20 protein-coding genes and 1 pseudogene are annotated in these 23,274 nt (G+C 63.3%); 17 read left to right on the plus strand and 4 right to left on the minus strand.

Going from position 1 to position 23,274, the window contains the following annotated elements; all coding sequences use genetic code 11:
- Positions 1-19 precede the first annotated feature (19 nt).
- Positions 20-544, plus strand: coding sequence for an RNA pyrophosphohydrolase (locus AC4FWB_RS26715; protein WP_491029230.1), 525 nt, complete (start codon positions 20-22; stop codon positions 542-544).
- On the opposite strand, the gene AC4FWB_RS26720 is transcribed toward AC4FWB_RS26715, so the two are convergent.
- Positions 536-1,309, minus strand: coding sequence for a pYEATS domain-containing protein (locus tag AC4FWB_RS26720; protein ID WP_491029231.1), 774 nt, complete (start codon positions 1,307-1,309; stop codon positions 536-538). The two genes, AC4FWB_RS26715 and AC4FWB_RS26720, sit on opposite strands and share 9 nt — an antisense overlap.
- 172 nt (positions 1,310-1,481) lie before the next feature.
- Here AC4FWB_RS26720 and alr point away from each other — a divergent pair, with 172 nt between their 5' ends.
- The 3 genes from alr to AC4FWB_RS26735 all read left to right on the plus strand — a co-directional run bounded on the left by alr (position 1,482) and on the right by AC4FWB_RS26735 (position 4,848).
- A complete protein-coding gene (gene alr / locus AC4FWB_RS26725) occupies positions 1,482-2,603 on the plus strand; it encodes an alanine racemase (RefSeq protein WP_491029232.1) in 1,122 nt (373 codons plus the stop codon).
- 90 nt (positions 2,604-2,693) lie between these two features.
- Positions 2,694-3,953, plus strand: coding sequence for a D-amino acid dehydrogenase (locus tag AC4FWB_RS26730; RefSeq protein ID WP_491029233.1), 1,260 nt, complete (start codon positions 2,694-2,696; stop codon positions 3,951-3,953).
- 322 nt (positions 3,954-4,275) lie between these two features.
- Positions 4,276-4,848, plus strand: coding sequence for a hypothetical protein (locus tag AC4FWB_RS26735; RefSeq protein ID WP_491029234.1), 573 nt, complete (start codon positions 4,276-4,278; stop codon positions 4,846-4,848).
- Here the strand turns inward: AC4FWB_RS26735 and AC4FWB_RS26740 are convergent.
- Positions 4,845-5,726, minus strand: a complete 882-nt coding sequence (locus tag AC4FWB_RS26740) for a LysR family transcriptional regulator (protein WP_491029235.1) — start codon at positions 5,724-5,726, stop codon at positions 4,845-4,847. The two genes, AC4FWB_RS26735 and AC4FWB_RS26740, sit on opposite strands and share 4 nt — an antisense overlap.
- 369 nt (positions 5,727-6,095) lie before the next feature.
- Between AC4FWB_RS26740 and AC4FWB_RS26745 the strand changes: the two genes are divergently transcribed.
- Positions 6,096-7,592 (plus strand): CoA-acylating methylmalonate-semialdehyde dehydrogenase, encoded by a 1,497-nt coding sequence (locus AC4FWB_RS26745; protein ID WP_491029236.1) that lies wholly within the window; start codon positions 6,096-6,098, stop codon positions 7,590-7,592.
- Here AC4FWB_RS26745 and AC4FWB_RS26750 read toward each other — a convergent pair.
- Positions 7,573-7,869, minus strand: coding sequence for a hypothetical protein (locus AC4FWB_RS26750; RefSeq protein ID WP_491029237.1), 297 nt, complete (start codon positions 7,867-7,869; stop codon positions 7,573-7,575). The two genes, AC4FWB_RS26745 and AC4FWB_RS26750, sit on opposite strands and share 20 nt — an antisense overlap.
- Before the next feature lie 143 nt (positions 7,870-8,012).
- Between AC4FWB_RS26750 and AC4FWB_RS26755 the strand changes: the two genes are divergently transcribed.
- Entirely contained in the window at positions 8,013-8,312 is a 300-nt protein-coding gene (locus AC4FWB_RS26755; protein WP_491029238.1) for a hypothetical protein, read from the plus strand.
- 247 nt (positions 8,313-8,559) lie between these two features.
- The gene (locus AC4FWB_RS26760; protein ID WP_491029239.1) at positions 8,560-8,877 is read left to right on the plus strand and encodes a hypothetical protein; all 318 of its coding nucleotides are present in this window, start codon (positions 8,560-8,562) and stop codon (positions 8,875-8,877) included.
- 89 nt (positions 8,878-8,966) lie between these two features.
- On the opposite strand, the gene AC4FWB_RS26765 is transcribed toward AC4FWB_RS26760, so the two are convergent.
- The gene (locus AC4FWB_RS26765; protein ID WP_491029240.1) at positions 8,967-9,671 is read right to left on the minus strand and encodes a GntR family transcriptional regulator; all 705 of its coding nucleotides are present in this window, start codon (positions 9,669-9,671) and stop codon (positions 8,967-8,969) included.
- Positions 9,672-9,740: 69 nt separating this feature from the next.
- Between AC4FWB_RS26765 and AC4FWB_RS26770 the strand changes: the two genes are divergently transcribed.
- The 10 genes and pseudogenes from AC4FWB_RS26770 to pyc all read left to right on the plus strand — a co-directional run bounded on the left by AC4FWB_RS26770 (position 9,741) and on the right by pyc (position 22,960).
- The gene (locus AC4FWB_RS26770; protein ID WP_491029241.1) at positions 9,741-10,634 is read left to right on the plus strand and encodes a dihydrodipicolinate synthase family protein; all 894 of its coding nucleotides are present in this window, start codon (positions 9,741-9,743) and stop codon (positions 10,632-10,634) included.
- Between the two features lie 45 nt (positions 10,635-10,679).
- On the plus strand, positions 10,680-12,008 hold the full coding sequence (locus tag AC4FWB_RS26775) for an NAD(P)/FAD-dependent oxidoreductase (RefSeq protein WP_491029242.1): 1,329 nt from the start codon (positions 10,680-10,682) through the stop codon (positions 12,006-12,008).
- A gap of 33 nt (positions 12,009-12,041) precedes the next feature.
- Entirely contained in the window at positions 12,042-13,043 is a 1,002-nt protein-coding gene (locus AC4FWB_RS26780; protein ID WP_491029243.1) for a 4-hydroxyproline epimerase, read from the plus strand.
- A 338-nt stretch (positions 13,044-13,381) separates the two neighbouring features.
- Positions 13,382-14,284, plus strand: a complete 903-nt coding sequence (locus AC4FWB_RS26785; protein WP_491029244.1) for a branched-chain amino acid ABC transporter permease — start codon at positions 13,382-13,384, stop codon at positions 14,282-14,284.
- Positions 14,285-14,289: 5 nt separating this feature from the next.
- Positions 14,290-15,681, plus strand: a complete 1,392-nt coding sequence (gene livM / locus AC4FWB_RS26790; protein ID WP_491029245.1) for a high-affinity branched-chain amino acid ABC transporter permease LivM — start codon at positions 14,290-14,292, stop codon at positions 15,679-15,681.
- Positions 15,681-16,859: pseudogene (locus AC4FWB_RS26795) on the plus strand (ABC transporter ATP-binding protein); the annotation flags it as partial. The gene livM and the pseudogene AC4FWB_RS26795, both read left to right, overlap by 1 nt.
- A 17-nt stretch (positions 16,860-16,876) precedes the next feature.
- Positions 16,877-17,605, plus strand: a complete 729-nt coding sequence (locus AC4FWB_RS26800; protein ID WP_491029246.1) for an ABC transporter ATP-binding protein — start codon at positions 16,877-16,879, stop codon at positions 17,603-17,605.
- 18 nt (positions 17,606-17,623) lie between these two features.
- Entirely contained in the window at positions 17,624-17,971 is a 348-nt protein-coding gene (locus AC4FWB_RS26805; RefSeq protein ID WP_491029247.1) for a DUF6867 family protein, read from the plus strand.
- Between the two features lie 137 nt (positions 17,972-18,108).
- Positions 18,109-19,230: a branched-chain amino acid ABC transporter substrate-binding protein gene (locus AC4FWB_RS26810; RefSeq protein ID WP_491029248.1), complete on the plus strand. Its 1,122-nt coding sequence runs from the start codon at positions 18,109-18,111 to the stop codon at positions 19,228-19,230.
- 271 nt (positions 19,231-19,501) lie between these two features.
- On the plus strand, positions 19,502-22,960 hold the full coding sequence (gene pyc, locus AC4FWB_RS26815; RefSeq protein WP_491029249.1) for a pyruvate carboxylase: 3,459 nt from the start codon (positions 19,502-19,504) through the stop codon (positions 22,958-22,960).
- Positions 22,961-23,274 lie beyond the last annotated feature (314 nt).

Below are 23,274 nucleotides of genomic sequence, written 5' to 3' on the forward strand. Positions count from 1 at the left end.
CCGATGCCGGAATCCAGGAATGTCCAAGAAAATGATCGACCCGGAGACGCTGCCCTATCGCCCCTGCGTCGGGCTGATGATCCTCAACCGCGCCGGGCTGGTCTGGGTCGGACACCGCATCTCCGAACCGGACAGCGAGTTTTCCGGCACCACGAAACTTTGGCAGATGCCGCAAGGCGGCATCGACAAGGGCGAGGAGCCGCTCACGGCGGCGGAGCGGGAGCTTTACGAGGAAACCGGCATGCGCAGCGTGTCGCTGCTCGCCGAGGCGCCGCACTGGATCAACTACGACCTGCCGCCGCATCTGGTCGGCGTCGCCTTCAAGGGGCGCTATCGCGGCCAGACGCAGAAATGGTTCGCCTACCGCTTCGAGGGCGACGAGAGCGAGATTGAGATCAACCCGCCGCCGGGCGGCCACAAGGCCGAATTCGATCAGTGGGCATGGCGGCCGATGCAGGAACTGCCTGAGCTCATCGTGCCGTTCAAGCGCCAAGTCTACGAGCAGGTGGTAGCGGCCTTCCAGCAGCTAGTTTCTTCACCGTGACTTGACTACCAGGGGCGCTTTGGGGATTTCCGAAAGGTCAAGTTCAAGCAATGTTTTGGCTGTTTCCTCTGGCCATGCGCCTACCGTAAAGCCACCCCAAATCATCATCTCGAGAACGGCAATGCCTTCTTTATTTGGCTCTATAGGAAATTCGTTCTTTGGAAATGTTTCGTCGAGGTAAAATCGAACCGGGGCTACTAGCTTTCCGTTATCGCGTCGTACTTCAAGCTTAACACGGACAACGTCGCCGTCGTTGTACTTAGAAGGGAAACTTGCCAACAGCGAATAACCATCAACCTTGTTGCTTCCTCCGAAACGCCCTTTTTGAGTGTCTTTGTGAGTTGTTGGAGGCGGCAATTCGGGCGGTTCTCTAGGAATGCCCGATGATTCGCGAACCGCCTGGCCGCCAGCAACCTTGATCTGGCCTACTTCCTCGCGGAGATCGCTGAGTTTTCTCTCTAGAGCGAGCATGCTCTCACTGATGGCTTTGCCATTGTCGCCGGACAGGCCGATTTCGGCTCCGCCAAACTTAAGTGAGATTAGCCGAGGCAACAAAATACCTACAACCGCGATTCCCAGTAGTTTTATGACTGTGTCAACGACGCGCCCCAATTCATCCGGATTCTTCGCATCAAATTTCCAGAATGCACTGGCCGCTAACGCAATTCCAATAATAATCAATGCCGTGGGCGAATAATTTTGGATTCCGTCGATAATTCTCCCAACGAAACTCCGTAATCTCGATTTATCCGGATCCACCCGCATATTCCCTCCCCAGTCTATCTAAGAGTATCATGAAAGAAGCGAGGGTAAAACGGGGGAGGCGATCAACACGATGAAAGGTCGAGGCAATTTGTTTGAGGCCACCAGTTGTCGATGGCTATAATGGCGACGATCGGCGAGATGGACTGGTATGAATCAGGCTTCAATAACATCCATGACAAAAGATCCCTTCGATGCGGAAGGGTCGCCGAGCGAGGCGGCCGCCGGCGCAATCCTGACGATCGATCTCGGCGCTATCCGGGAAAACTACCGCCGGCTGAAGACGCGGCTGGCGGGTGTGCGCTGCGCCGGCGTGCTCAAGGCCGACGGCTATGGTCTCGGCGCCGCGCAAGTGGCATCGGCGCTGATGAAGGACGGTTGCGACGTCTTCTTCGTCGCGCTGCTCGGGGAGGGCGTCGCTCTGCGCAAGGCGCTCGGGCCAGGGCCTGACATCTTTGTCCTCAACGGCCTGCCGCCGGGCTCCGAACCGGAAGCGCTCGCGGCCGGGCTTCATCCCGTCATCAACAGCGCGGCTCAACTGAAAGCGTGGCGCGAAGCGGCGCGAGCCATCGGACGAAAGCTGCCGGCAGCCATCCAGGTCGACAGCGGCATGTCGCGGCTCGGCATGGCGCCGGCCGAAGTCGAGGCGCTGGCGAAGGATGCTTTCGGCGGCATCGACATCCGCTTCGTGATGAGCCATCTCGCCTGTGCCGACGAGCCGCGCAATCCCGCCAACGAAGCGCAGCGGCTGGCGTTCGAACGGCTGCGCGGAATGCTGCCCAGAGCACCGGCGTCGCTTGCCAATTCGTCCGGCATCTTCCTCGGGGCGCCCTACCACTACGATCTCGCCCGTCCGGGCGCAGCGCTCTACGGCGTCAATCCGACGCCGGGCGAGCCGAACCCGATGCTGCCGGTCGTGCAGCTGCAGGCGAAGGTGGCGCAGACGCGCAGCGTCGAAGAAGGCGCCGGCATCGGCTACGGCCATACCCATCATGCGCCCGGACCGCTCAGGCTGGCGACGATCTCGTTCGGCTATGCCGACGGCTGGCACCGGCGCGCCGCTTCGGCCGCCTGGTTCGAGGGCGTGTGGCTGCCTTTCGTCGGGCGGATATCGATGGATTCGATCATCCTCGACATTTCAGCGCTTCCGGCCGGCAGGCTGGGCGAGGGCGACCTCGTCGAGCTCATCGGCCCGTCGCAAAGCCTCGACGATGTGGCCGGCCACGCCGGCACCATCGGCTACGAGGTGCTTACCAGCCTGGGTGCGCGCTTTCACCGCCGCTATGTCGGCGCGTAATCGCCCACTTGGCGGGCGTAACAAAATCCGTCAGACAGATGAAAGGGCCAGAGCCGCCGGGCGGCATGATCGGCTTTGAGGGAGCATAGAATGAAAGTCCTGGTGCTGGGCGGCGGCGTGATCGGGGTCACCACCGCCTATTTCCTTGCCGAAGCCGGCCACGAAGTCACGGTGATCGACCGGCAGCAAGGGCCGGCGCTGGAGACCAGCTTCGCCAATGCCGGCGAAGTATCGCCGGGCTACGCGTCGCCATGGGCCGGGCCCGGCATCCCGGTCAAGGCGGTCAAATGGCTCTTGATGAAATATGGTCCGCTGGTGGTGCGGCCCGCCTTCGATCCGCATATGTGGACATGGCTCATCAAGATGCTGCGCAACTGCACGGCCGAGCGCTATGCGCTGAACAAGTCGCGCATGGTGCCGGTCGCCGAATACAGCCGCGACACGCTGAAGGCGCTGCGCGCCGCGACCGGCATCACCTATGACGAGCGATCCAAGGGCACGCTGCAGCTCTTCCGCAAGCAGAAGCAGCTCGACGGCACCGGCGGCGATGTCGAGGTGCTGAAGAAATACGGCGTTCCCTACGAGATCCTCGATCGGGACGGCTGCATCGCGGCGGAGCCGGCGCTTGCCGGCGTGCGCGGAAAATTTGTCGGGGGCCTGAGACTTCCCGGCGACGAGACCGGCGACTGCAAGATGTTCACCAGCAAGCTGGCTGAGCTTTGCGCGGCGCGTGGCGTCACTTTCGAATACGGCACGACCATCCGGCGCGTCGTCAGGAACCGTAACCGCGTCGTCAATGTCGGCACCGACAAGGGCTGGCGGACGGCGGACGCCTATGTGATGGCGCTGGGCAGCTATTCGGCGCCCTTCATGCGCAAGCTGAAGCGGCCGATCCCGGTCTATCCAGTCAAGGGATATTCCATCACCGTGCCGATCACGAACGCCGACGCGGCGCCGGTATCGACCATCATGGACGAGACCTACAAGGTGGCGATCACCAGGCTCGGCGATCGCATCCGCGTCGGCGGCACCGCTGAGATTTCGGGCTTCGACCTTCGCCTGCATGAATCGCGCCGCCGCACGCTCGAGCACTCGGTCGGCGACTTGTTTCCGGGCGGCGGCGACCTCAAGGCGGCAACCTTCTGGTGCGGCTTGCGGCCGATGACGCCGGACGGGCCGCCGCTGGTCGGACAGAGCGAATTGTCCAACCTCTATCTCAACACCGGCCACGGCACGCTGGGCTGGACCATGGCCTGCGGTTCGGCCAAGGTGCTTTCAGACATCATGTCCAACCGGGTGCCGGAGATCAACGCGCTGGATCTCAGCCCCGACCGGTATGTCAAGGCTTAAGTCCTTGTTTTTACGCGTGTCGTTCCAAAAAAAGCTGCGCACTTTTGCGCAACATGCATTGATCTCAGAAGGCCTGCCTGACTCACGCATCGCTGAACAGCATCCGGTAGGCCCTGGCCCATGGGTTGGCGCAGTCGGAAAGGCAAAGCAGCGGCAGGATGGCAAGAATGGCTCGAATGTCTGCGCCGGCTTTCCGAGATTCCCCCTCGCCCGCCATGGCATGGCGAAGCGCTGGTGCCACACTCGCCGACTTTGTGGCAAGCGCAAGGCGACGCGCTGGCGGCCGCCGTGCTATGATCGGCCGCGGTAGGGGGACATTGCGATGCGTCTATATCGTCTGGCCGCGGCGATCGGATATCTGATCTGTGCCTCGGCCGCGCTGGCCGCGGACAAGACCGTTCACGACAAGGACCATGGCTTTTCGCTGACCTATCCCGAGGGATGGACGAGTGAGGCCCCGTCCGGCAATTCCATACGGCTCAAGATCCGATCCGGGGAAGGCCTCGTCTGCCGAGTGTCGGAGAATCCCTACGACCCGTCCAATCCGGACAATCCGCCCGATCCCAAGGCTTTCATCGAGAAGGACTGGTCGCCGAGCGACTGGCAGACAATGATCGGCGCCGCCTTTGGCTCGGCCAGCTTCAGCAAGGACAGGCTTGCTCGATTTCCAGACGGCTACCCGGTGCGGATAGCAGATATGGATTTCTATTATTTCGATGACAATGTCAGCTTCCACGGTCATGCCAGCATTGCGCTTACGCTGCGCCGCGCGCATTTCGGCTTCGTGGACTGCGGGATCACGGGCGACGACGCCGAGGAGGCAGCGCGGAAGTGGGCGCCGGTGGCGGGAGAGGCCGAAAAGGTGGTGAGCTCGTTCGTGCTCGATGCTGATTAGACAAAAAGCCCGCGTTCCCGCTCCACCGCCTTGGTGATGAAATTGGCGACGAGCTGGACCCGGCGCAGCGGCCTCACCGATTCGTGATAGACCAGCCAGTAGGCGCGGCGGATGGGAGCCACGATGTCGACGGGCACGAGCTCGGGCATCGAGCGGGCAACGAAGGTGTGCAGGATGCCGATGCCGGCGCCGGAGCGCACCGCTTCCGCCTGGCCGAGCGCCGAGGAGATGGCGAAGCTCGAGCGCCAGTCCGGGCTGAACTCGGCGGCATAGTCGAGCGAGGGGCTGACGATGAGGTCGGGCACATAGCCGATCAGCGCGTGCCGGCCGAGCTCTGCCGCCGTCCTGGGCAGGCCGTTGGTATCGGCATAGGCGCGGGAGGCGAATAGGCCGAGCGTATAGTCGACCAGCTTTCCCGCCACCAATCGCCCCTCGGTCGGCCGTTCGACGGTTATCGCGATGTCGGCCTCGCGCCTGGACAGCGAGAAGGAGCGCGGCACCGGCACCAGCTGGATGGTCAACTCGCGGTGAAGCACGGTCAGTTCGCCGAGCCGCTTGGCCAGGAAAGCGACGCCAAAACCGTCGGGTGCACCGATGCGCACCGTGCCGGAGACGTCGTCGCCTTCGCCGGCGACCGTCGAGCGAGCGGCGATCATGTCACTTTCCATGCGCTCGGCGATATCGAGGAAGCGCTCACCGGCGGGCGTCAGTTCGCTGCCGGTGGTCAACCGGCGAAACAGTTTTGTGTGCAGCGCGTCCTCGAGGGCGGCGATACGGCGCGACACGGTAGCGTGGTTGAGCTCCAGGCGCTTCGCCGCGCCGAGGATCTGGCCGGCGCGCGCCACGGCGAGGAAGATGCGGACGTCATCCCAGTTCATGAGGATGGTCCACGCTGTGACTATCAACGTTGCGTTCCTTCGCGCCCCCCTCTGTCCTGCCGGACATCTCCCCCACAAGGGGGGAGATCAGCGGTTTCGCCGCCGGCTCTTTCTTTTCAACGTTGAAGGTTGGCGAAAGCAAATATGAGAGCGCAATCTCCCCCCAAGTGGGGGAGATGTCCGGCAGGACAGAGGGGGGCGCGAAGAAACTCAACCTAGATGATCCTGACGACAGGGTGCCATTTGCGGCAATTAATACACGCCCAATCGCCGCTGTCTATTTTCCGCACAACGGTTGCGTTTTGGCTCGCGTTGCCATCGCCGCCGCAAAGGCGGACAATGCGCCATCACCAAACAGGGAGAGAAACCATGATCGAATACGGTCATTTCATCGGAGGCGAGCGTGTCGCCGGTACCAGCGGCCGCAAGCAGGACGTCATGCAGCCGATGGACGGTTCCGTGCGCGGCACGGTAGCGCTGGCCTCGGCGCAGGAACTGCGCGCGGCGGTCGAGAACGCCAAGGCCGCGCAGCCCAAGTGGGCCGCCACCAACCCACAGCGCCGCGTGCGCGTGCTGATGAAGTTCCTCGAACTGGTGCAGCGTGACTATGACGAACTGGCCGACATACTGGCGCGCGAGCACGGCAAGACGATTGCCGATGCCAAGGGCGACATCCAGCGCGGCCTCGAAGTGGTCGAGGTCTGCATCGGCGCCCCGCACATGATGAAGGGCGAGTTCACCGACGGCGCCGGCCCCGGCATCGACGTCTATTCGATGCGCCAGCCGCTCGGCGTCGTCGCCGGCATCACGCCATTCAACTTCCCGGCGATGATCCCGCTGTGGAAGATCGCGCCGGCGATCGCCTGCGGCAACGCCTTCATCCTGAAGCCTTCGGAGCGCGATCCGGGCGTGCCGATCCGCATCGCCGAGCTGTTCATCGAGGCCGGTCTGCCGGCAGGCATCCTCAACGTCGTCAACGGCGACAAGGAGGTTGTCGATGCGATCCTCGACGATCCGGACATCAAGGCAATCGGCTTCGTCGGCTCGACGCCGATCGCTCACTACATCTATTCGCGTGGCACCGCCTCCGGCAAGCGCGTGCAGTGCTTCGGCGGCGCCAAGAACCACATGATCATCATGCCCGACGCCGACATGGACCAGACGGTCGATGCTCTGATCGGCGCAGGCTACGGTTCGGCAGGCGAGCGCTGCATGGCGATCTCGGTGGCCGTGCCGGTCGGCAACGACACCGCCAACCGGCTGATGGAAAAGCTGGTGCCGCGCGTCGAAAGCCTGAAGGTCGGTCCGTCGACGGATTCTTCCGCCGATTTCGGCCCGCTGGTCACTGCTCAGGCGCTGGAGCGCGTCAAGGGCTATGTCGATCTCGGCGTCAAGGAAGGCGCCAAGCTCGTCGTCGACGGCCGCGGCTTCAAGATGCAGGGCTATGAGAACGGCTACTACATGGGCGGCTGCCTGTTCGACAACGTGACCGCCGACATGCGTATCTACAAGGAAGAGATTTTTGGCCCGGTGCTCTCGGTGGTGCGCGCGCCGCGTTACGAGGATGCGATCAAGCTTGCCAACGACCACGAGATGGGCAACGGCGTCGCCATCTTCACCCGCGACGGCGACGCCGCGCGTGACTTTGCCTCGCGCGTCCAGGTCGGCATGGTCGGCGTCAACGTGCCGATCCCGGTGCCGATCGCCTACTACACCTTCGGCGGCTGGAAGGCGTCGTCCTTCGGCGATCTCAACCAGCACGGCCCGGATGCGTTCCGCTTCTACACCAAGACCAAGACGGTCACCTCGCGCTGGCCGTCCGGTATCAAGGACGGTGCGGAATTCGTCATTCCGACGATGAACTGACCGGACGGTTTTTGGTTTGCGCGTCCTCGCCGCTTTGCGGCTGCAGGCGCGCGGCAGGCATCAAGGACGGCGCCGAGTTCGTCATCCCGACGATGAACTGAACGAACAAAATCAATCCTGAGAAAGCGCGGCGCAAGCCGCGCTTTCTTTTTGGGCCTATGGAAGGGCCATTTTGGCCTTCGCCTCGTTCATATCGCTGGCATGCTGTGACGTTGCCCGCCAAAGCGCCGTGCAACTTAAGGTGCATGATTTTCGACGTATCACGTCCAGAGAGCATCCGCGTATTCTAATAATTCCACTGCTGTGTGATGGAACCAACAGGCGGCCATCCGCCTTAGGCTGTATTCCTGCCCTGCGTGCAGGCCAATCAAACAGCGCCGGTGGCAGCCGGGGTTCTCGTCTGGCGCGAGGAGGTGTCAGATGACACGATTTCTTATGGCGACGATGGTCCTTGCCGCGGCGTCCGGCGGCACCGGTCAGGCCGATGCGGCCGCGCAATGCGCACCACGCGCCGACATCATCAAGGCGCTCGGCGATAAGTTCCACGAAAGCGAAGCGGGGCGCGGCCTGATCAATCCGAACGTGGTGCTCGAGATCTTTGTGTCCGACCAGGGCAGCTGGACCGTGCTTGCCTCCGACACCAAGGGGCAGAGTTGTATTCTTTCCGTCGGCGAAGGTTGGGACAGCCCTTCGATCACGGCAGCCTTGCCGGGTGCCTGAACACCAATGGCTTGGCCGAGCCGAGTGTCCAGCGAAAGCCAACCTGGGTGCCCTCCATTGCGCCCGCTTGTTTACGAGGCCGGACTTCACCATATCGAATCCAGGGAGTCCTGATCTCCCTGCGACAGACCGGAAACCAGAAGGAGTGACGCGATGAAGACGTCCAATCCGGCCTGGAGCGTTCCGGCACACTGAGGCGGCCGAATGTGCCTCCCTTGCCGGAATGCGAAGGCAAAGGAGGTGCCCTATGGCACGCATATTTTCGTATCGATCGATCAAGCTGGCGGCTGTCGGCGCCGTGATGGCGCTGTCGGCATTCCCCGCGCAGGCGCAAGTCATCTGCGGCGGCCATGACTATCTGGTCGCAAGGCTGGCGGAGGCATTCGAGGAGAAGCGGCTCGGCTATGGCGTGGCCGGGGAAGTCGCGATCTTCGAGGTGTTTGTGTCGGCGAAAGGGACCTGGACCATCCTGATGACCGACGTTAAGGGCCAAGCTTGCATACTGGCGGCCGGTGACGGATGGGAAGACACGCTGACCACCGCGGTCAGGCAGCCGGGCGGCTGAATGCAATTCGCGGAAAAGCGCGTAACGGTTTTCCGTCCGGATTGCGTAGATAAATAACGGGCAGTTCAGCGAAGGCTGAACCGATCCGCTCAGCGCGTCGCCGCCACCTCGGCGTGGCCACGCAGTAGCGCCATCAGCTTCTTGGCATCCTTGGCGGCGGCTTCCTCGTCGCCGTCGAGGATCGAGCGGATCAGCGCGACATGATGCTCGGCCGATTCGGCAAGCCCGGTGTCGGCCTTGTAGCGGAACCAGAAGCGGCGGCTGTGCGTCTGCAAGGGCGCCGCGACGCGCGCCGCGAACGGATTGTCGGCGGCAATCGCCAGCGCCTCGTCGAGTTGCTTGTCGGCCTGGATGAAGGCAAGCACGTTGCCGGAGATCACCGCCTTCTGCATGGCAAGGGCAGCTTCGTGAAACAGGTCGGCCGCTTCGCGGGTGACGAAGCGGGCGGCCGAGCGGGCAAGCACCACCTCGACGCCGCGCCTGGCGTCGATGACGCGCAGCCAGTCGCCGGCATGAAGCGGCGCGACCGCGATGCCCGCGCGAGGTCTGATGTCCAACAGACCTTCCCAGGCCAGCCTCTGGATCGCCTCGCGCACGGGAGTGCGCCCGAGACCCAGCCGCTCGATCAGCGCGCCTTCGGTGACGAAGCTCGAAGGCGCCAGCTCAAGCGTGACGATCATGTGCTCCAGCGCGCGATAGGCTCTGGTCGCCGCCGGTTCGAAGGCCGCGTTCGTCTCGATGGATATCAAGGGGGATATCAATGGGCGGCTCCTGATATATTTTTTATATATCATAGCGGATTCAGCGTTGACAGGCCAACTCTTAATAGATATATGGCTGATATATCAGATGGAGAGATCGCCATGTGGGCCGGAGTTTTCCCCGCAGTCACGACCAAATTCACCGCCGCCGACCGCCTCGACCATGCCGAGATGGAGCGCTGCTTTGGCTTGCAGATGGAGGCCGGCTGCGACGGCATCATCGTCTGCGGCTCGCTCGGCGAAGGGCCGATGCTGTCCTCCGACGAGAAGATCGAGGTGCTGAAGACAGCGCAGAAGGTCGCCGGCAAGAAGCCGGTGCTTTTGACCATCAACGAGCCCGGCACGCGCGAGGCGGCGAGCATCGCGCGCCGCGCCGCCAAGGAAGGCGCCAGCGGCCTGATGGTGGTGCCGAGCCCGATCTACCATACCGACCCGCAAGAGACGGTGGCGGCGCTGCGCGCCGTCGCGGAAGCCGGCGATCTGCCGGTCATGATCTACTCCAACCGGCTCGCCTACCGCGTCGACGTCACCGTCGACCTGATGGAGGAGCTGGCATCGGACAGGCGCTTCGTCGCCATAAAGGAATCCTCCGACGACATCCGCCGCTCGACCGAGATCATCAATCGGCTCGGCGACCGCTACGACCTCTTCACCGGCGTCGACAACCTTGCCTTCGAGGCGCTGTCGGTCGGCGCGATCGGCTGGGTGGCCGGCCTGGTCACCGCCTTCCCGCGCGAGACGGTCGCCATCTATCAGCTGATGAAGCAAGGCCGCCGCGAGGAAGCGCTGAAGATCTACCGCTGGTTCCGGCCGCTGCTCGACCTCGATGTCTCGACCTATCTGGTCCAAAACATCAAGCTTGCCGAAGTGCTGGCGATCGATACCAATGACCGCGTTCGCATGCCGCGCCGGCCGCTGTCGGGCGAGCGCCGCAAGGCGGTGGAAAAGATCGTCAAGGATGCGCTGGCCGTGCGACCGGAACTGCCGGCGTTTTGACAGCTGTCTTCTCCTTGTTCACGGGGAGAAGATGGCGGCAGCCAGATGAGGGGCAGCGCCGACGTGCAGGGAAATTCCAAATCTTCAGACGAGGGGCCCCGCGCCTCATCCGCCCCGCGGGCACCCCGTGAACGGGGAGAAGGGGAGGACATCGCCATTGTCGGTGGCGGCATCATCGGCATCTGCGCTGCCGCATACCTCGCCGAGGCGGGGCGCAGCGTGACCGTTTTCGACCGCACCGGCATCTGCGAGGAGACGAGCTCCGGCAACGCCGCCGCCTTCGCCTTCTCCGACGTGCTGCCGCTGGCGCATAAGGGGATGATCAGGCAGTTGCCGAAATGGCTTGCCGATCCGTTGGGTCCATTAGCCATTCCGCCAGCCTATCTGCCCAAACTCCTGCCCTGGCTGATCCGCTTCTGGCGCGCCGGCGCCGCCAGGCACTATGAAACGAGCGTCGCGGCTCAGGCCGGCATGATGAAGCTCGCCGAGGCGGAATGGATGGGCCTGCTCGATCGCTCCGGCACGCGGCCGATGCTGCGCGAGGACGGCTCGCTCGAACTCTACGAAAGCGAAGCGGAGTTCCGCGCCTCGCTGCCGGGCTGGGCGGAGCGTGAGCGCTTCGGCATCGGCTTCCGTCATGTCGAGGGCCAGGAGATGGCGAGCTTGCAGCCTGGCCTGTCACCTCGCTTCATCAAAGGCACCTTCGTGCCGGGCTGGAAGACGGTCGCCGATCCAAAGCTGCTCGGCAAGGCGGTCTGGGCCTACGCGGAGAAGCTCGGCGCTCGCTTCGAGCGCGCGGAGGTGGAGCGCGTCGAGGCCGGCGCCAACGGTGCTGTGATCGCGCTTGCCGACGGCACGACGCGGAAGGCGAAGCAGCTCGTCATTGCGGCCGGCGCGTGGTCGCATCTCTTGGCCAGAAATCTCGGCGACCGCATCCCGCTCGAGACCGAACGCGGCTACAACACGACGCTGCCGGTCTCGGCCTTCGACGTGAAGCGGCAGCTGATCTTTTCCGGTCATGGCTTCGTCATCACGCCGCTGGAAACCGGCCTGCGCGTCGGCGGCGCCGTCGAGCTCGGCGGCATCGAGCGACCGCCCAATTTCCAGCGCTCGAAGGCGATGCTGGAAAAGGCAAAACGCTTCCTGCCGAGGCTCGATCCGTCGGGCGGCCGCGAGTGGATGGGTTTTCGCCCGTCGCTGCCGGATTCGCTGCCGGTCATTGGCGCCGCGCGGGCGCCGGGTATCTTCTACGCTTTCGGCCATGGCCATCTCGGCCTGACCCAGGCGGCGGCGACCGGCCGCTTGATCCGCGATCTTGTTCTCGGGCAGACTCTGCCGCTCGATCTCACTCCATTCCGTCCGCAACGGTTCTGACACCCCCCGGATTGTGATATTTTAAGGAGCATCATGGCCAAGAAATCATTCTTCTGCATCGATGGCCACACCTGCGGCAATCCGGTGCGGCTGGTGGCCGGCGGCGGGCCGCTGCTCGAGGGCTCGACGATGATGGAGCGGCGCGCACATTTCCTGGCAGAATATGACTGGATCCGCACCGGGCTGATGTTCGAGCCACGCGGCCATGACGTGATGTCGGGCTCGATCCTCTATCCGCCGACGCGCGAGGACTGCGACATCGCCATCCTGTTCATCGAGACCTCGGGCTGCCTGCCGATGTGCGGCCACGGCACCATCGGCACGGTCACGATGGCGATCGAGCATGGGCTGGTGAAGCCGAAGACCCCGGGCGTGCTGAGGCTCGACACGCCGGCCGGCCTCGTCATCGCCGAATACAAACAGGTCGGCGAATATGTCGAGGAGGTGCGCATCACCAACGTGCCGTCCTTCCTCTACGCCGAAGGGCTGACCGTCGAATGCCCCGTGCTTGGCGAGATCAGCGTCGACGTCGCCTATGGCGGCAATTTCTACGCCATCGTCGAGCCGCAGACGAACTACCGCGACATGGCCGATTATTCGGCCGGCGACCTCATCGCCTGGAGCCCGGTGGTGCGCCAGCGGCTCAACGAGAAATACTCGTTCGTCCACCCGGAAAACCCCGGCATCAACCGGCTGTCGCACATGCTGTGGACGGGCAAGCCGAAACATGCCGAGGCCGATGCGCGCAACGCCGTATTCTATGGCGACAAGGCGATCGACCGCTCGCCTTGCGGCACCGGCACTTCGGCGCGCATGGCGCAGCTGCACGCCAAGGGCAGGCTCAAGGCCGGCGACAGTTTTGTCCATGAATCGATCATCGGCTCGCTGTTCAAGGGCAGGGTGGAAAAAGAAGTCAGCGTGGCCGGCAAGCCGGCGATCATCCCCTCGATCGGAGGCTGGGCGCGCATGACCGGGCTCAACACCATCTTCATCGACGATCGCGATCCGTTCGCGCACGGATTCATCGTCACATAACCGTCACGGCCTCACCTTGCGGAAGGCATTCCGCGCAAAACGACCGCCTTCCTCGGCGCAAAGAATCTTCTCATCAATTTATTTTGACGGCGATTTCTTCGAAACGATGCGCATGATACGGCTGAATCGTCAAAGACATTGCGTTGTGCCAATGATAGGGTCCGCGATAGTCCAGGGGCCGGGTGCGGGAAAACGGGCAATCGGGCGGCGTGCTTCCAAACCACGCCCGGCGATTGAAAAATCACGTTGCAATCCGGTCTCGAAACTTTACGACTAGGGGAAATACGAAAAGGAGTGCGACCCGGAAACGGGCGACATTCCAGGGGAGCCGCATAAATATGCAGTACTTCGTCCAGCAGCTTATCAACGGGCTGACGCTGGGATCTATCTATGGGCTGATCGCGATCGGCTACACGATGGTCTACGGCATCATCGGCATGATCAATTTCGCCCATGGCGACATCTTCATGGTCGGCGCCTTCACGGCCCTCATCGTTTTCCTGATCCTCGGCGCGCTGTTCTATTCCGTGCCTGTGGTGGTGGCGCTCCTGATCATGATGATCGTGGGCATGCTGCTCACCAGCCTCTACAACTGGACGATCGAGAAGGTGGCCTACAGGCCGCTGCGCGGATCGTTCCGGCTGGCGCCGCTGATCACCGCCATCGGCATGTCGATCGCGCTGTCCAACTTCGTGCAGGTCACGCAGGGCCCGCGCAACAAGCCGATCCCGCCGCTGGTCAGCCAAGTCTACACGGTCGACGGCATCAGCATCTCGTTGAAGCAGATCATCATCGTGCTGGTCACCATCGTGCTGCTGGCGATCTTCTGGTATCTCGTCAACAGGACGGCGCTGGGACGGGCGCAGCGCGCCTGCGAGCAGGACCGCAAGATGGCGGCGCTGCTAGGCGTCGACGTCGATCGCACTATATCGATCACCTTCATCATGGGTGCGGCCCTTGCCGCGGTCGCGGGAACGCTGTTCCTGATGTATTATGGCGTGGTGGTGTTTTCGGACGGGTTCGTGCCGGGCGTGAAGGCCTTCACGGCGGCGGTGCTCGGCGGCATCGGCTCGCTGCCGGGCGCAGTGCTCGGCGGGCTGCTGATCGGCTTCATCGAGAGCATGTGGTCGGCCTATTTCTCGATCGACTACAAGGACGTTGCCGCCTTCTCGATCCTGGCGATCGTGCTCATCTTCCTGCCCTCCGGCATCCTGGGCCGGCCTGAAGTCGAAAAGGTCTGATCCTGATGGCCGTCACCGTATCTCCGGAGCGCGACGTCGTCGCTACTCCCATCCAACGCGCTTTCCGCGAAGCGTTCTATGCCGGTGCGATCGCGCTCGGCCTGTTCGTGCTGTTCATCGGTCTCAGGACCGACCAGAACATCAACAACGAGCTGATCGTGGTGCAGCGCTGGGGCCTGCTTGCCCTGGTAGTCATCGCCACCGCCGTCGGCCGCTTCCTCTATGTCGGTTACGCGCAGCCGGCGATGGAACGGTCAAAGGCTGAAAAGGCCAAGGCGCCCGCGGTCGCGGCGGAGCCGGGCTTCGTGCGGCGAAACTTCAACAAGATCGGCGCCACCGTGCTGCTCCTATACCCGGTCGCGATCGTCCTGGCGTTCGGCTTTCAGGGCTCGCTGAAATGGGTCGACAATTTCGGCATCCAGATCCTGATCTATGTGATGCTGGCTTGGGGCCTCAACATCGTCGTCGGGCTGGCCGGCCTGCTCGATCTCGGTTACGTCGCCTTCTACGCCGTCGGCGCCTATGCCTATGCGTTGCTCGGCACGCATTTCGGCCTGTCGTTCTGGATCCTGCTGCCGGCCGCAGGCTGCATGGCCGCCTTCTGGGGCGTCATGCTCGGCTTCCCAGTGCTGAGGCTGCGCGGCGACTATCTGGCGATCGTGACGCTCGCCTTCGGCGAGATCATCCGTCTCGTGATCATCAACTGGCGCGAGGTGACCAACGGCTCGGCCGGCGTTTCCGGCATTCCGAAAGTTTCCTTCTTCGGGCTGATGTCGTTCAACGTCTCGGACCCGAATTACATCGCCAAGGTGCTGCACATCGCCCAGTCGGGCGCCTACTACAAAATCTTCCTCTACTACCTGATCCTGGGGCTCTGCTTCCTCACCGCCTTCGTCACCATCAGGCTTCGCCGCCTGCCGGTAGGCCGGGCCTGGGAAGCGCTGCGCGAGGACGAGATCGCCTGCCGCTCGCTCGGCATCAACACCACCACCACCAAGCTCACGGCGTTCGCCACCGGCGCGATGTTCGGCGGCTTCGCAGGCTCGTTCTTCGCCGCCCGGCAAGGCTTCGTCAGTCCCGAATCCTTCGTCTTCCTGGAATCGGCGATCATCCTGGCGATCGTGGTGCTCGGCGGCATGGGCTCGCTCGGCGGCATCGCGGTGGCAGCGCTGGTGATGATCGGCGGTACCGAAATCCTGCGCGAGCTCGGTTTCCTCAAGGCCGTGTTCGGCCCCGACTTCACCCCGGAACTCTACCGCATGCTTCTGTTCGGCATGGCCATGGTCATCGTCATGCTGTGGAAGCCGCGCGGCTTCGTCGGCAGCCGCGAGCCGACGGCCTTCCTGAGGGAACGAAAAGCGGTCTCGGGCTCCTTCACAAAGGAGGGCCACGGCTGATGGACGTGCAAGCTTCCCAGAGCGACTTCATCCTGCAGGTCGAGCACCTGTCGATGAAGTTCGGCGGTCTGGTCGCCATCGGCGACCTGTCCTTCCAGGCAAGGCGCGGCGAGATCACCGCGCTGATCGGGCCGAACGGCGCCGGCAAGACGACGGTGTTCAACTGCATCACCGGCTTCTACAAGCCTACCGAGGGCATGATCACGCTCAACAAACGTGACGGCTCGACCTATCTGCTCGAGCGCTTGCCCAACCACGAGATTCCGGCGCGCGCCAACGTGGCGCGCACCTTCCAGAACATCCGCCTGTTCTCGGGCATGACGTTGCTCGAGAACCTGTTGGTCGCGCAGCACAACAAGCTGATGAAGGCCTCGGGCTACACCTTCCTGGGCCTGTTCGGCTTCCCGAGCTATCGCCAGGCCTCGGCCGAATCGATCGAGCTCGCCAGGCACTGGCTGGAGAAGGCCAATCTCGTCGAGCGCGCCGATGATCCGGCCGGCGACCTGCCCTATGGCGCGCAGCGGCGGCTGGAGATCGCGCGCGCCATGTGCACCGGACCCGAGCTGCTTTGCCTCGACGAGCCGGCCGCCGGCCTCAACCCAAAGGAATCGGCCGCGCTCAACGAGATCCTGATGGACATCAAGGACAACACCGGCACTTCGATTCTGCTCATCGAGCACGACATGTCGGTGGTCATGCAGATCTCCGACCATGTCGTCGTGCTCGAATATGGTCGCAAGATTTCCGACGGCAATCCGCAGTCGGTCAGGACCGACCCGCGCGTCATCGCCGCCTATCTCGGCGTCGACGACGAGCAGGTCGAAGAAGTGCTCACCGAAGTCGGCGACGAGGACGTCATCGAACAGCTCGATACCGGCCCCGACTCCGCGCATGGCCCGGGCAATTCCGCTTCGATGATGGCCGGACCGGTTTCCGATACTGTCGAACACGCGGACGAAGGCGAGCGCGTCACGGTGTCGAAGGGCGCCTCGAAGGCGGCACAGGTCGATGCGCGCGCCGCCTCGGTCGCCAGCAAGTCCGCTGAAGCAGCCAAGCCGGCCGCGAAGCGGAGCACTGCGAAAGCAGCGCCGAAGAAAACGGCAGCGAAGGCTCCGGCGGCGAAAGCCGACAGTGCTTCGAAGGACAAGGGCACGGCGGCCAAGCCTGCATCGGGCAAGCGTGGAGGGCGTAAATAATGGCCGGCACAACGCTGCTCGATATCAAGGGCGTGCAGACCTACTACGGCAACATCCGGGCGCTGAACGGCGTCGACGTCAGCGTCAACCAGGGTGAGATCGTGGCGCTGATCGGCGCCAACGGCGCCGGCAAATCGACGCTGATGATGACCATCTTCGGCGCGCCGCGCGCCCGCGCGGGCTCCATCACCTTCGCCGGCACCAACATCACCCAGATGCCGACGCACGAGATAGCGCGGCTGCGCATCGCCCAGTCGCCGGAAGGACGCCGCATCTTCCCGCGCATGACGGTGATGGAAAACCTGCAGATGGGCGCCAGCATCGACAACCTCAAGCATTTTGACGAGGACGCCGAGAAGGTGTTCGCGCTGTTCCCGCGGCTGAAGGAGCGCATCAACCAGCGCGGCGGAACGCTGTCGGGCGGCGAGCAGCAGATGTTGTCGATCGGGCGCGCGCTGATGGCCCGGCCGAGGCTGCTCCTGCTCGACGAGCCGTCGCTTGGTCTGGCGCCGCTGATCGTCAGGCAGATCTTCGACGCCATCCGCGAACTCAACAGGTCGCAGGGGCTGACCGTGTTCCTGGTCGAGCAGAACGCCTTCGGCGCGCTCAAGCTCGCCAATCGCGGCTACGTCATGGTCAACGGCAATGTGACGATGAGCGGCACCGGTAAGGAGCTGCTCGCCAATCCGGAAGTGCGCGCCGCCTATCTCGAAGGCGGCCATCACTAAGGTCGGGAGACATCAATCATGCAAGGCGTTCTCTACGAAGAAGCCTCGATCTGGCAGTTCCTGTTCGTCACCTGCCTGCTCGGCGGCTGGGCGGCATGGATGACCGGCAAGGCGGCGGCGCAGACCTGGAGCAGCCATTTCCGGCTGTTCCTCTACATGCTCGGGCTCGGCATCGGCATCAGGTTCATCCACCATGCCTTGTTCGGGGGCACGATGTTCTCGCTGCATTACTATATCGTCGACACCATCGTACTGATGATACTGGGCTTTCTCGGCTATCAATTCACGCGCACCAACCAGATGGTCACACAGTATAACTGGCTCTACGAAAGAGCTTCCTTATTGAGCTGGAAGCCGAAGGGCTGACGTTCATGATTAACGCCGTCTCGGGGATGAATCGGCGTGACAAGTGCCTGAAAATCGGCATTCTATGCTTTCTGCGATAAGGGTGGGCATCGCATGAAAGTATCATCCACGCCCACTCCGTAAATGGGAGCGTTTCAATGAAAAAATCACTCTTGTCCGCCGTGGCGCTGACCGCGTTCATCGCGTTCAGCGGCAGCGCGTGGGCTGCGGACCTTCTGATTGGCGTCGCCGGTCCGATCACCGGCCCGAACGCCGCTTTCGGCGCGCAGCTGCAGAAGGGCGCTGAGCAGGCGGTCGCCGACATCAACGCGGCGGGCGGCGTCAATGGCCAGCAGCTCAAGCTCGAGATCGGCGATGACGTCTCCGATCCCAAACAGGGCATCTCGGTCGCCAACAAGTTCGTCGCTGACGGCATCAAGTACGTCGACGGCCACTTCAACTCGGGCGTGACCATTCCCGCGTCGGAAGTCTATGCCGAGAACGGCATCCTCGTCATGACGCCGTCGGCAACCAATCCGAAGCTCACCGAGCGCGGCCTGTGGAACACCTTCCGCACCTGCGGTCGCGACGACCAGCAGGGCAAGGTGGCCGGCGACTACATCGCCAAGAACTTCAAGGACGCCAAGATCGCCATCATCCACGACAAGACGCCTTATGGCCAGGGCCTCGCCGACGAGACCAAGAAGAACCTCAACGCCAACGGCATCACGGAAGTGATGTATGAAGGCGTGAATGTCGGCGACAAGGACTTCTCGGCCCTCATCGCCAAGATGAAGGAAAACGGCGTCACCCTGATCTATTGGGGCGGTCTGCACACCGAAGCCGGCCTGATCATCCGTCAGACGGCCGACCAGGGCCTGAAGGCGCCGATGTTCTCGGGTGACGGCATCGTCTCCAACGAACTGGCCTCGATCGCCGGCGACGCCGTTGCCGGCACGCTCAACACCTTCGCTCCGGATCCGCGCAAGAACCCGGACGCCAAGGAAGTGGTGGAGAAGTTCCGCGCTGCCGGCTTCGAGCCGGAAGCCTACACGCTCTACTCCTATGCCGCCATCCAGATCATCTCCCAGGCGATCGCCAAGGTCGGCTCGGCCGACGATGCGCAGAAGGTTGCCGAGACGATCAAGTCCGGCGGTCCGTGGAAGACGGTTATTGGCGAGATCGGCTACGACTCCAAGGGTGACATCACCCGTCCGGACTATGTCATCTACGAGTGGAAGAAGGGCGAGGACGGCAAGTACGGCTATTTCGAGAAATAAGCCGGCAAAACAGAAGCCGACTTTTCGAGATGCCCGGCGCTCAGCGCCGGGCATTTTCTTTGGCGGATGCTTCTCCGTCGCTTCGACCGCGCCGGCCCTCGCAAGAACGGCTGCAACCCGCTCCTTGAACCATCAGGCGGAACGATAGCGGCGCTTTGGCGCAAACAGGTGATTTAAATCGTTTTAGGTGTCGCGCGATTTTGTTTGCGCTGCAGCATTTTCACGCTAATCATTGCGCCTCATCTCACCTTCCGCTGCTGGAGCCCAGTCCTTGGCAATCACGAAGATCCTCGTCGCCAACCGGTCCGAAATCGCCATCCGCGTCTTTCGCGCGGCCAACGAGCTGGGTCTCAAAACCGTGGCGATCTGGGCCGAAGAGGACAAATATTCGCTGCATCGCTTCAAGGCCGACGAAAGCTATCAGGTCGGTCGCGGTCCGCATCTGGCCAAGGATATGGGCCCGATCGAAAGCTATCTTTCGATCGACGAGGTGATCCGTGTCGCCAGATTGTCGGGCGCCGATGCCATCCATCCCGGCTACGGCTTGCTGTCGGAAAGCCCGGAATTCGCCGAGGCCTGCGCCGCCGCCGGCATCACCTTCATCGGGCCGAAGCCGGAGACGATGCGCCGGCTCGGCAACAAGGTCGCGGCGCGCAACCTGGCGATCGAGGTCGGCGTGCCGGTCGTGCCGGCCACCGATCCGCTGCCCGACGACCTGGAGGAGGTGAAGAAGCTCGCCGCCCAAATCGGCTATCCGGTGATGTTGAAGGCCTCGTGGGGCGGCGGCGGCCGCGGCATGCGTGCCATCCGCGCGGAAGCCGATCTCGCCCGCGAGGTGATGGAAGGCAAGCGCGAGGCCAAGGCCGCCTTCGGCAAGGACGAGGTCTATCTCGAAAAGCTGATCGAGCGCGCGCGCCATGTCGAGGTGCAGGTGCTCGGCGACACACACGGCAATGCCGTGCATCTGTTCGAGCGCGACTGCTCGATCCAGCGCCGCAACCAGAAGGTCGTCGAACGCGCGCCGGCGCCCTATCTCAGCGAGGAACTGCGCCAGGAGCTTTGCGGCTATGCGCTGAAGATCGCGCGCGAAACCAGCTATATCGGCGCCGGCACCGTCGAGTTCCTGCAGGACGCCGACACCGGCAAATTCTACTTCATCGAGGTCAATCCGCGCATCCAGGTCGAGCACACCGTCACCGAGATGGTGACCGGCATCGATATCGTGAAGGCGCAGATACACATCCTCGACGGCTTCGTCATCGGCACGCCGGAATCGGGCGTGCCGATGCAGAAGGACATCAAGCTCAACGGCCACGCGCTGCAGTGCCGCATTACCACCGAGGATCCGGAGCACAATTTCATTCCGGATTATGGCCGCATCACTGCCTATCGCGGCGCCACCGGCTTCGGCATCCGCCTCGACGGCGGCACCGCCTATTCGGGCGCTGTCATCACCCGCTTCTACGATCCGCTGCTGGAAAAGGTGACGGCCTGGGCGCCGACCCCGGCCGAGACGATCGCCCGCATGAACCGGGCGCTGCGCGAATTCCGCATCCGCGGGGTGGCGACGAACCTCACCTTCCTCGAAGCGATCATCAATCACCCGAGCTTCGCCGACAATTCCTACACCACCAAGTTCATCGACACGACGCCGGAACTGTTCCAGCAAGTGAAGCGGCAGGACCGCGCCACCAAGCTGCTCAACTATCTGGCCGATGTCAGCGTCAACGGCCATCCGGAGACGCGCGGACGGCCGGTGCCCAAGGCCGATGCCGCGGCACCCGTCGTGCCCTATCTCAACGGCAAGGTGCCGGATGGCAGCAAGCAGCGGCTCGATGCGCTTGGACCGGAGAAGTTCGCGGTCTGGATGCGCGATCAGGCCCAGGTGCTGGTCACCGACACGACGATGCGCGACGGCCACCAGTCGCTGCTTGCCACCCGCATGCGCACCTACGACATCGCCGGCATCGCCGGCGCCTATGCGCGGGCGCTGCCGCAACTGCTCTCGCTGGAATGCTGGGGCGGCGCGACCTTCGACGTCGCCATGCGCTTCCTGACCGAGGATCCGTGGGAACGGCTGAGCAGAGTGCGTGAAGCAGCGCCCAACCTTTTGCTGCAGATGCTGCTGCGCGGCGCCAACGGCGTCGGCTACACCAACTATCCCGACAATGTCGTGCAGCATTTCGTCAAGCAGGCGGCCGCCGGCGGCGTCGACCTGTTCCGCGTCTTCGACTGCCTGAACTGGGTCGAGAACATGCGCGTCGCCATGGACGCGGTGGGCGCCGAGGGCAAGCTGATCGAAGCGGCGATGTGCTACACCGGCGATATCCTCGACCCGGCGCGCGCCAAATACGACCTCAAATACTATGTCGGGCTGACCAAGGAGCTGGAAGCGGCCGGCGCGCATATCATTGCCGTCAAGGACATGGCGGGCCTCCTGAAGCCCAGTGCGGCGCGGGTGCTGTTCAAGGTGCTGCGCGAAGAGACCGATCTGCCCATCCATTTCCACACGCACGACACCTCCGGCCTGTCGGCGGCGACGGTGCTGGCGGCGGTCGAGAGCGGCGTCGACGCCATCGACGCGGCGATGGATTCCTTCTCCGGCAACACCTCGCAGCCCTGCCTGGGCTCGATCGTCGAGGCGCTGAAGGGCACCGAGCGCGATCCCGGCCTCGACCCGCAGTGGATCCGTCACATCTCCTTCTACTGGGAAGCGGTGCGCAACCAGTACGCCGCCTTCGAAAGCGACCTCAAGGGGCCGGCCTCGGAAGTCTATCTGCACGAAATGCCGGGCGGCCAGTTCACCAATCTCAAGGAACAGGCGCGCTCGCTCGGCCTCGAAACACGCTGGCACGAGGTGGCGCAGGCCTATCACGACGTCAATTTGATGTTCGGCGACATCGTCAAGGTGACGCCGTCGTCGAAAGTGGTCGGCGACATGGCGCTGATGATGATCAGCCAGGACCTCGCCGTCGCCGATGTCGAGAATCCGGCGAAGGACATAGCCTTCCCGGATTCGGTCGTCTCGATGCTGCGCGGCGATCTCGGCCAGTCGCCCGGCGGCTGGCCGCAAGCGCTGCAGAAGAAGGCGCTGAAGGGCGAAAAGCCGATCACGGTCAGGCCGGGCTCGCTGCTCAAGCCAGCGAACCTCAAGGCCAGCCGCAAGGAGATCGAGCAGAAGCTCGAACGCAAGCTCAGCGAATTCGAATTCGCTTCCTGGCTGATGTATCCGAAGGTCTTCACCGACTTTGCCGCCGCGCAGGAAACGTACGGACCAGTCAGCGTGCTGCCGACGCCGACCTATTTTTACGGCATGAAGTCGGAAGACGAGATCTTCGTCGACATCGAGAAGGGCAAGACCTTGGTCGTGCGCTGCCAGGCGTTCGGCGATGTCGACGAAAAGGGCATGGTCACCGTCTTCTTCGAGCTCAACGGCCAGCCGCGCCGCGTGAAGGTGCCGGACCGCGCCCATGGCGCCTCGGCCGCCAAGGCGCGGCGCAAAGCGGAGCCGGGCAATGAAGCGCATATCGGCGCGCCGATGCCGGGCGTGGTGTCGGCCCTTGCCGTCGCCGCCGGCCAGGCGGTCAAGGCGGGCGACGTGCTGCTCTCGATCGAGGCGATGAAGATGGAGACCGCACTCCATGCCGAGCGCGACGGCGTAGTCGCCGAAGTGCTGGTCAAGGCCGGCGATCAGATCGATGCGAAGGATCTGCTCATCGCTTTTGGTTGAGGCAAGGCGGCAGGCCACCCCGCGGCAAGTGCTCGACACAACGAGGCCACGAGGGGCCAATCGTCGATCTTGGCGCCGCCCCTCATTGCCCTGCCGGGCATTTCTCCCCGTAAACGGGGAGAAAGAGGCAGCCGCAACCTCGGCGCGCTTCCTTCAGCGTTGGCGATTGGCGAAACCGGCGGCGACAGGTGTCCAGCCGATAGATGGGTAACACTTTGAACCGGATACATGGGTTACAGTTTTCCCCCTGAGTTTGTGTCCGCCGCGGCGCCATCTGGTCGGGGTTGGATGGGGCTGCGGCGGACCAGTTTCTT

The sequence above is a fragment of the Mesorhizobium sp. LEGMi-168a genome (genome assembly GCF_058312955.1).

Coding starts and splice junctions, on each gene's coding strand:
- AC4FWB_RS26715 (WP_491029230.1), top strand. CDS start 20: ATGTCCAAGAAAATGATCGACCCGGAGACGCTGCCCTATCGCCCCTGC.
- AC4FWB_RS26720 (WP_491029231.1), bottom strand. CDS start 1,309: ATGCGGGTGGATCCGGATAAATCGAGATTACGGAGTTTCGTTGGGAGA.
- alr (WP_491029232.1), top strand. CDS start 1,482: ATGACAAAAGATCCCTTCGATGCGGAAGGGTCGCCGAGCGAGGCGGCC.
- AC4FWB_RS26730 (WP_491029233.1), top strand. CDS start 2,694: ATGAAAGTCCTGGTGCTGGGCGGCGGCGTGATCGGGGTCACCACCGCC.
- AC4FWB_RS26735 (WP_491029234.1), top strand. CDS start 4,276: ATGCGTCTATATCGTCTGGCCGCGGCGATCGGATATCTGATCTGTGCC.
- AC4FWB_RS26740 (WP_491029235.1), bottom strand. CDS start 5,726: ATGAACTGGGATGACGTCCGCATCTTCCTCGCCGTGGCGCGCGCCGGC.
- AC4FWB_RS26745 (WP_491029236.1), top strand. CDS start 6,096: ATGATCGAATACGGTCATTTCATCGGAGGCGAGCGTGTCGCCGGTACC.
- AC4FWB_RS26750 (WP_491029237.1), bottom strand. CDS start 7,869: ATGCTCTCTGGACGTGATACGTCGAAAATCATGCACCTTAAGTTGCAC.
- AC4FWB_RS26755 (WP_491029238.1), top strand. CDS start 8,013: ATGACACGATTTCTTATGGCGACGATGGTCCTTGCCGCGGCGTCCGGC.
- AC4FWB_RS26760 (WP_491029239.1), top strand. CDS start 8,560: ATGGCACGCATATTTTCGTATCGATCGATCAAGCTGGCGGCTGTCGGC.
- AC4FWB_RS26765 (WP_491029240.1), bottom strand. CDS start 9,671: ATGATATATAAAAAATATATCAGGAGCCGCCCATTGATATCCCCCTTG.
- AC4FWB_RS26770 (WP_491029241.1), top strand. CDS start 9,741: ATGTGGGCCGGAGTTTTCCCCGCAGTCACGACCAAATTCACCGCCGCC.
- AC4FWB_RS26775 (WP_491029242.1), top strand. CDS start 10,680: ATGAGGGGCAGCGCCGACGTGCAGGGAAATTCCAAATCTTCAGACGAG.
- AC4FWB_RS26780 (WP_491029243.1), top strand. CDS start 12,042: ATGGCCAAGAAATCATTCTTCTGCATCGATGGCCACACCTGCGGCAAT.
- AC4FWB_RS26785 (WP_491029244.1), top strand. CDS start 13,382: ATGCAGTACTTCGTCCAGCAGCTTATCAACGGGCTGACGCTGGGATCT.
- livM (WP_491029245.1), top strand. CDS start 14,290: ATGGCCGTCACCGTATCTCCGGAGCGCGACGTCGTCGCTACTCCCATC.
- AC4FWB_RS26800 (WP_491029246.1), top strand. CDS start 16,877: ATGGCCGGCACAACGCTGCTCGATATCAAGGGCGTGCAGACCTACTAC.
- AC4FWB_RS26805 (WP_491029247.1), top strand. CDS start 17,624: ATGCAAGGCGTTCTCTACGAAGAAGCCTCGATCTGGCAGTTCCTGTTC.
- AC4FWB_RS26810 (WP_491029248.1), top strand. CDS start 18,109: ATGAAAAAATCACTCTTGTCCGCCGTGGCGCTGACCGCGTTCATCGCG.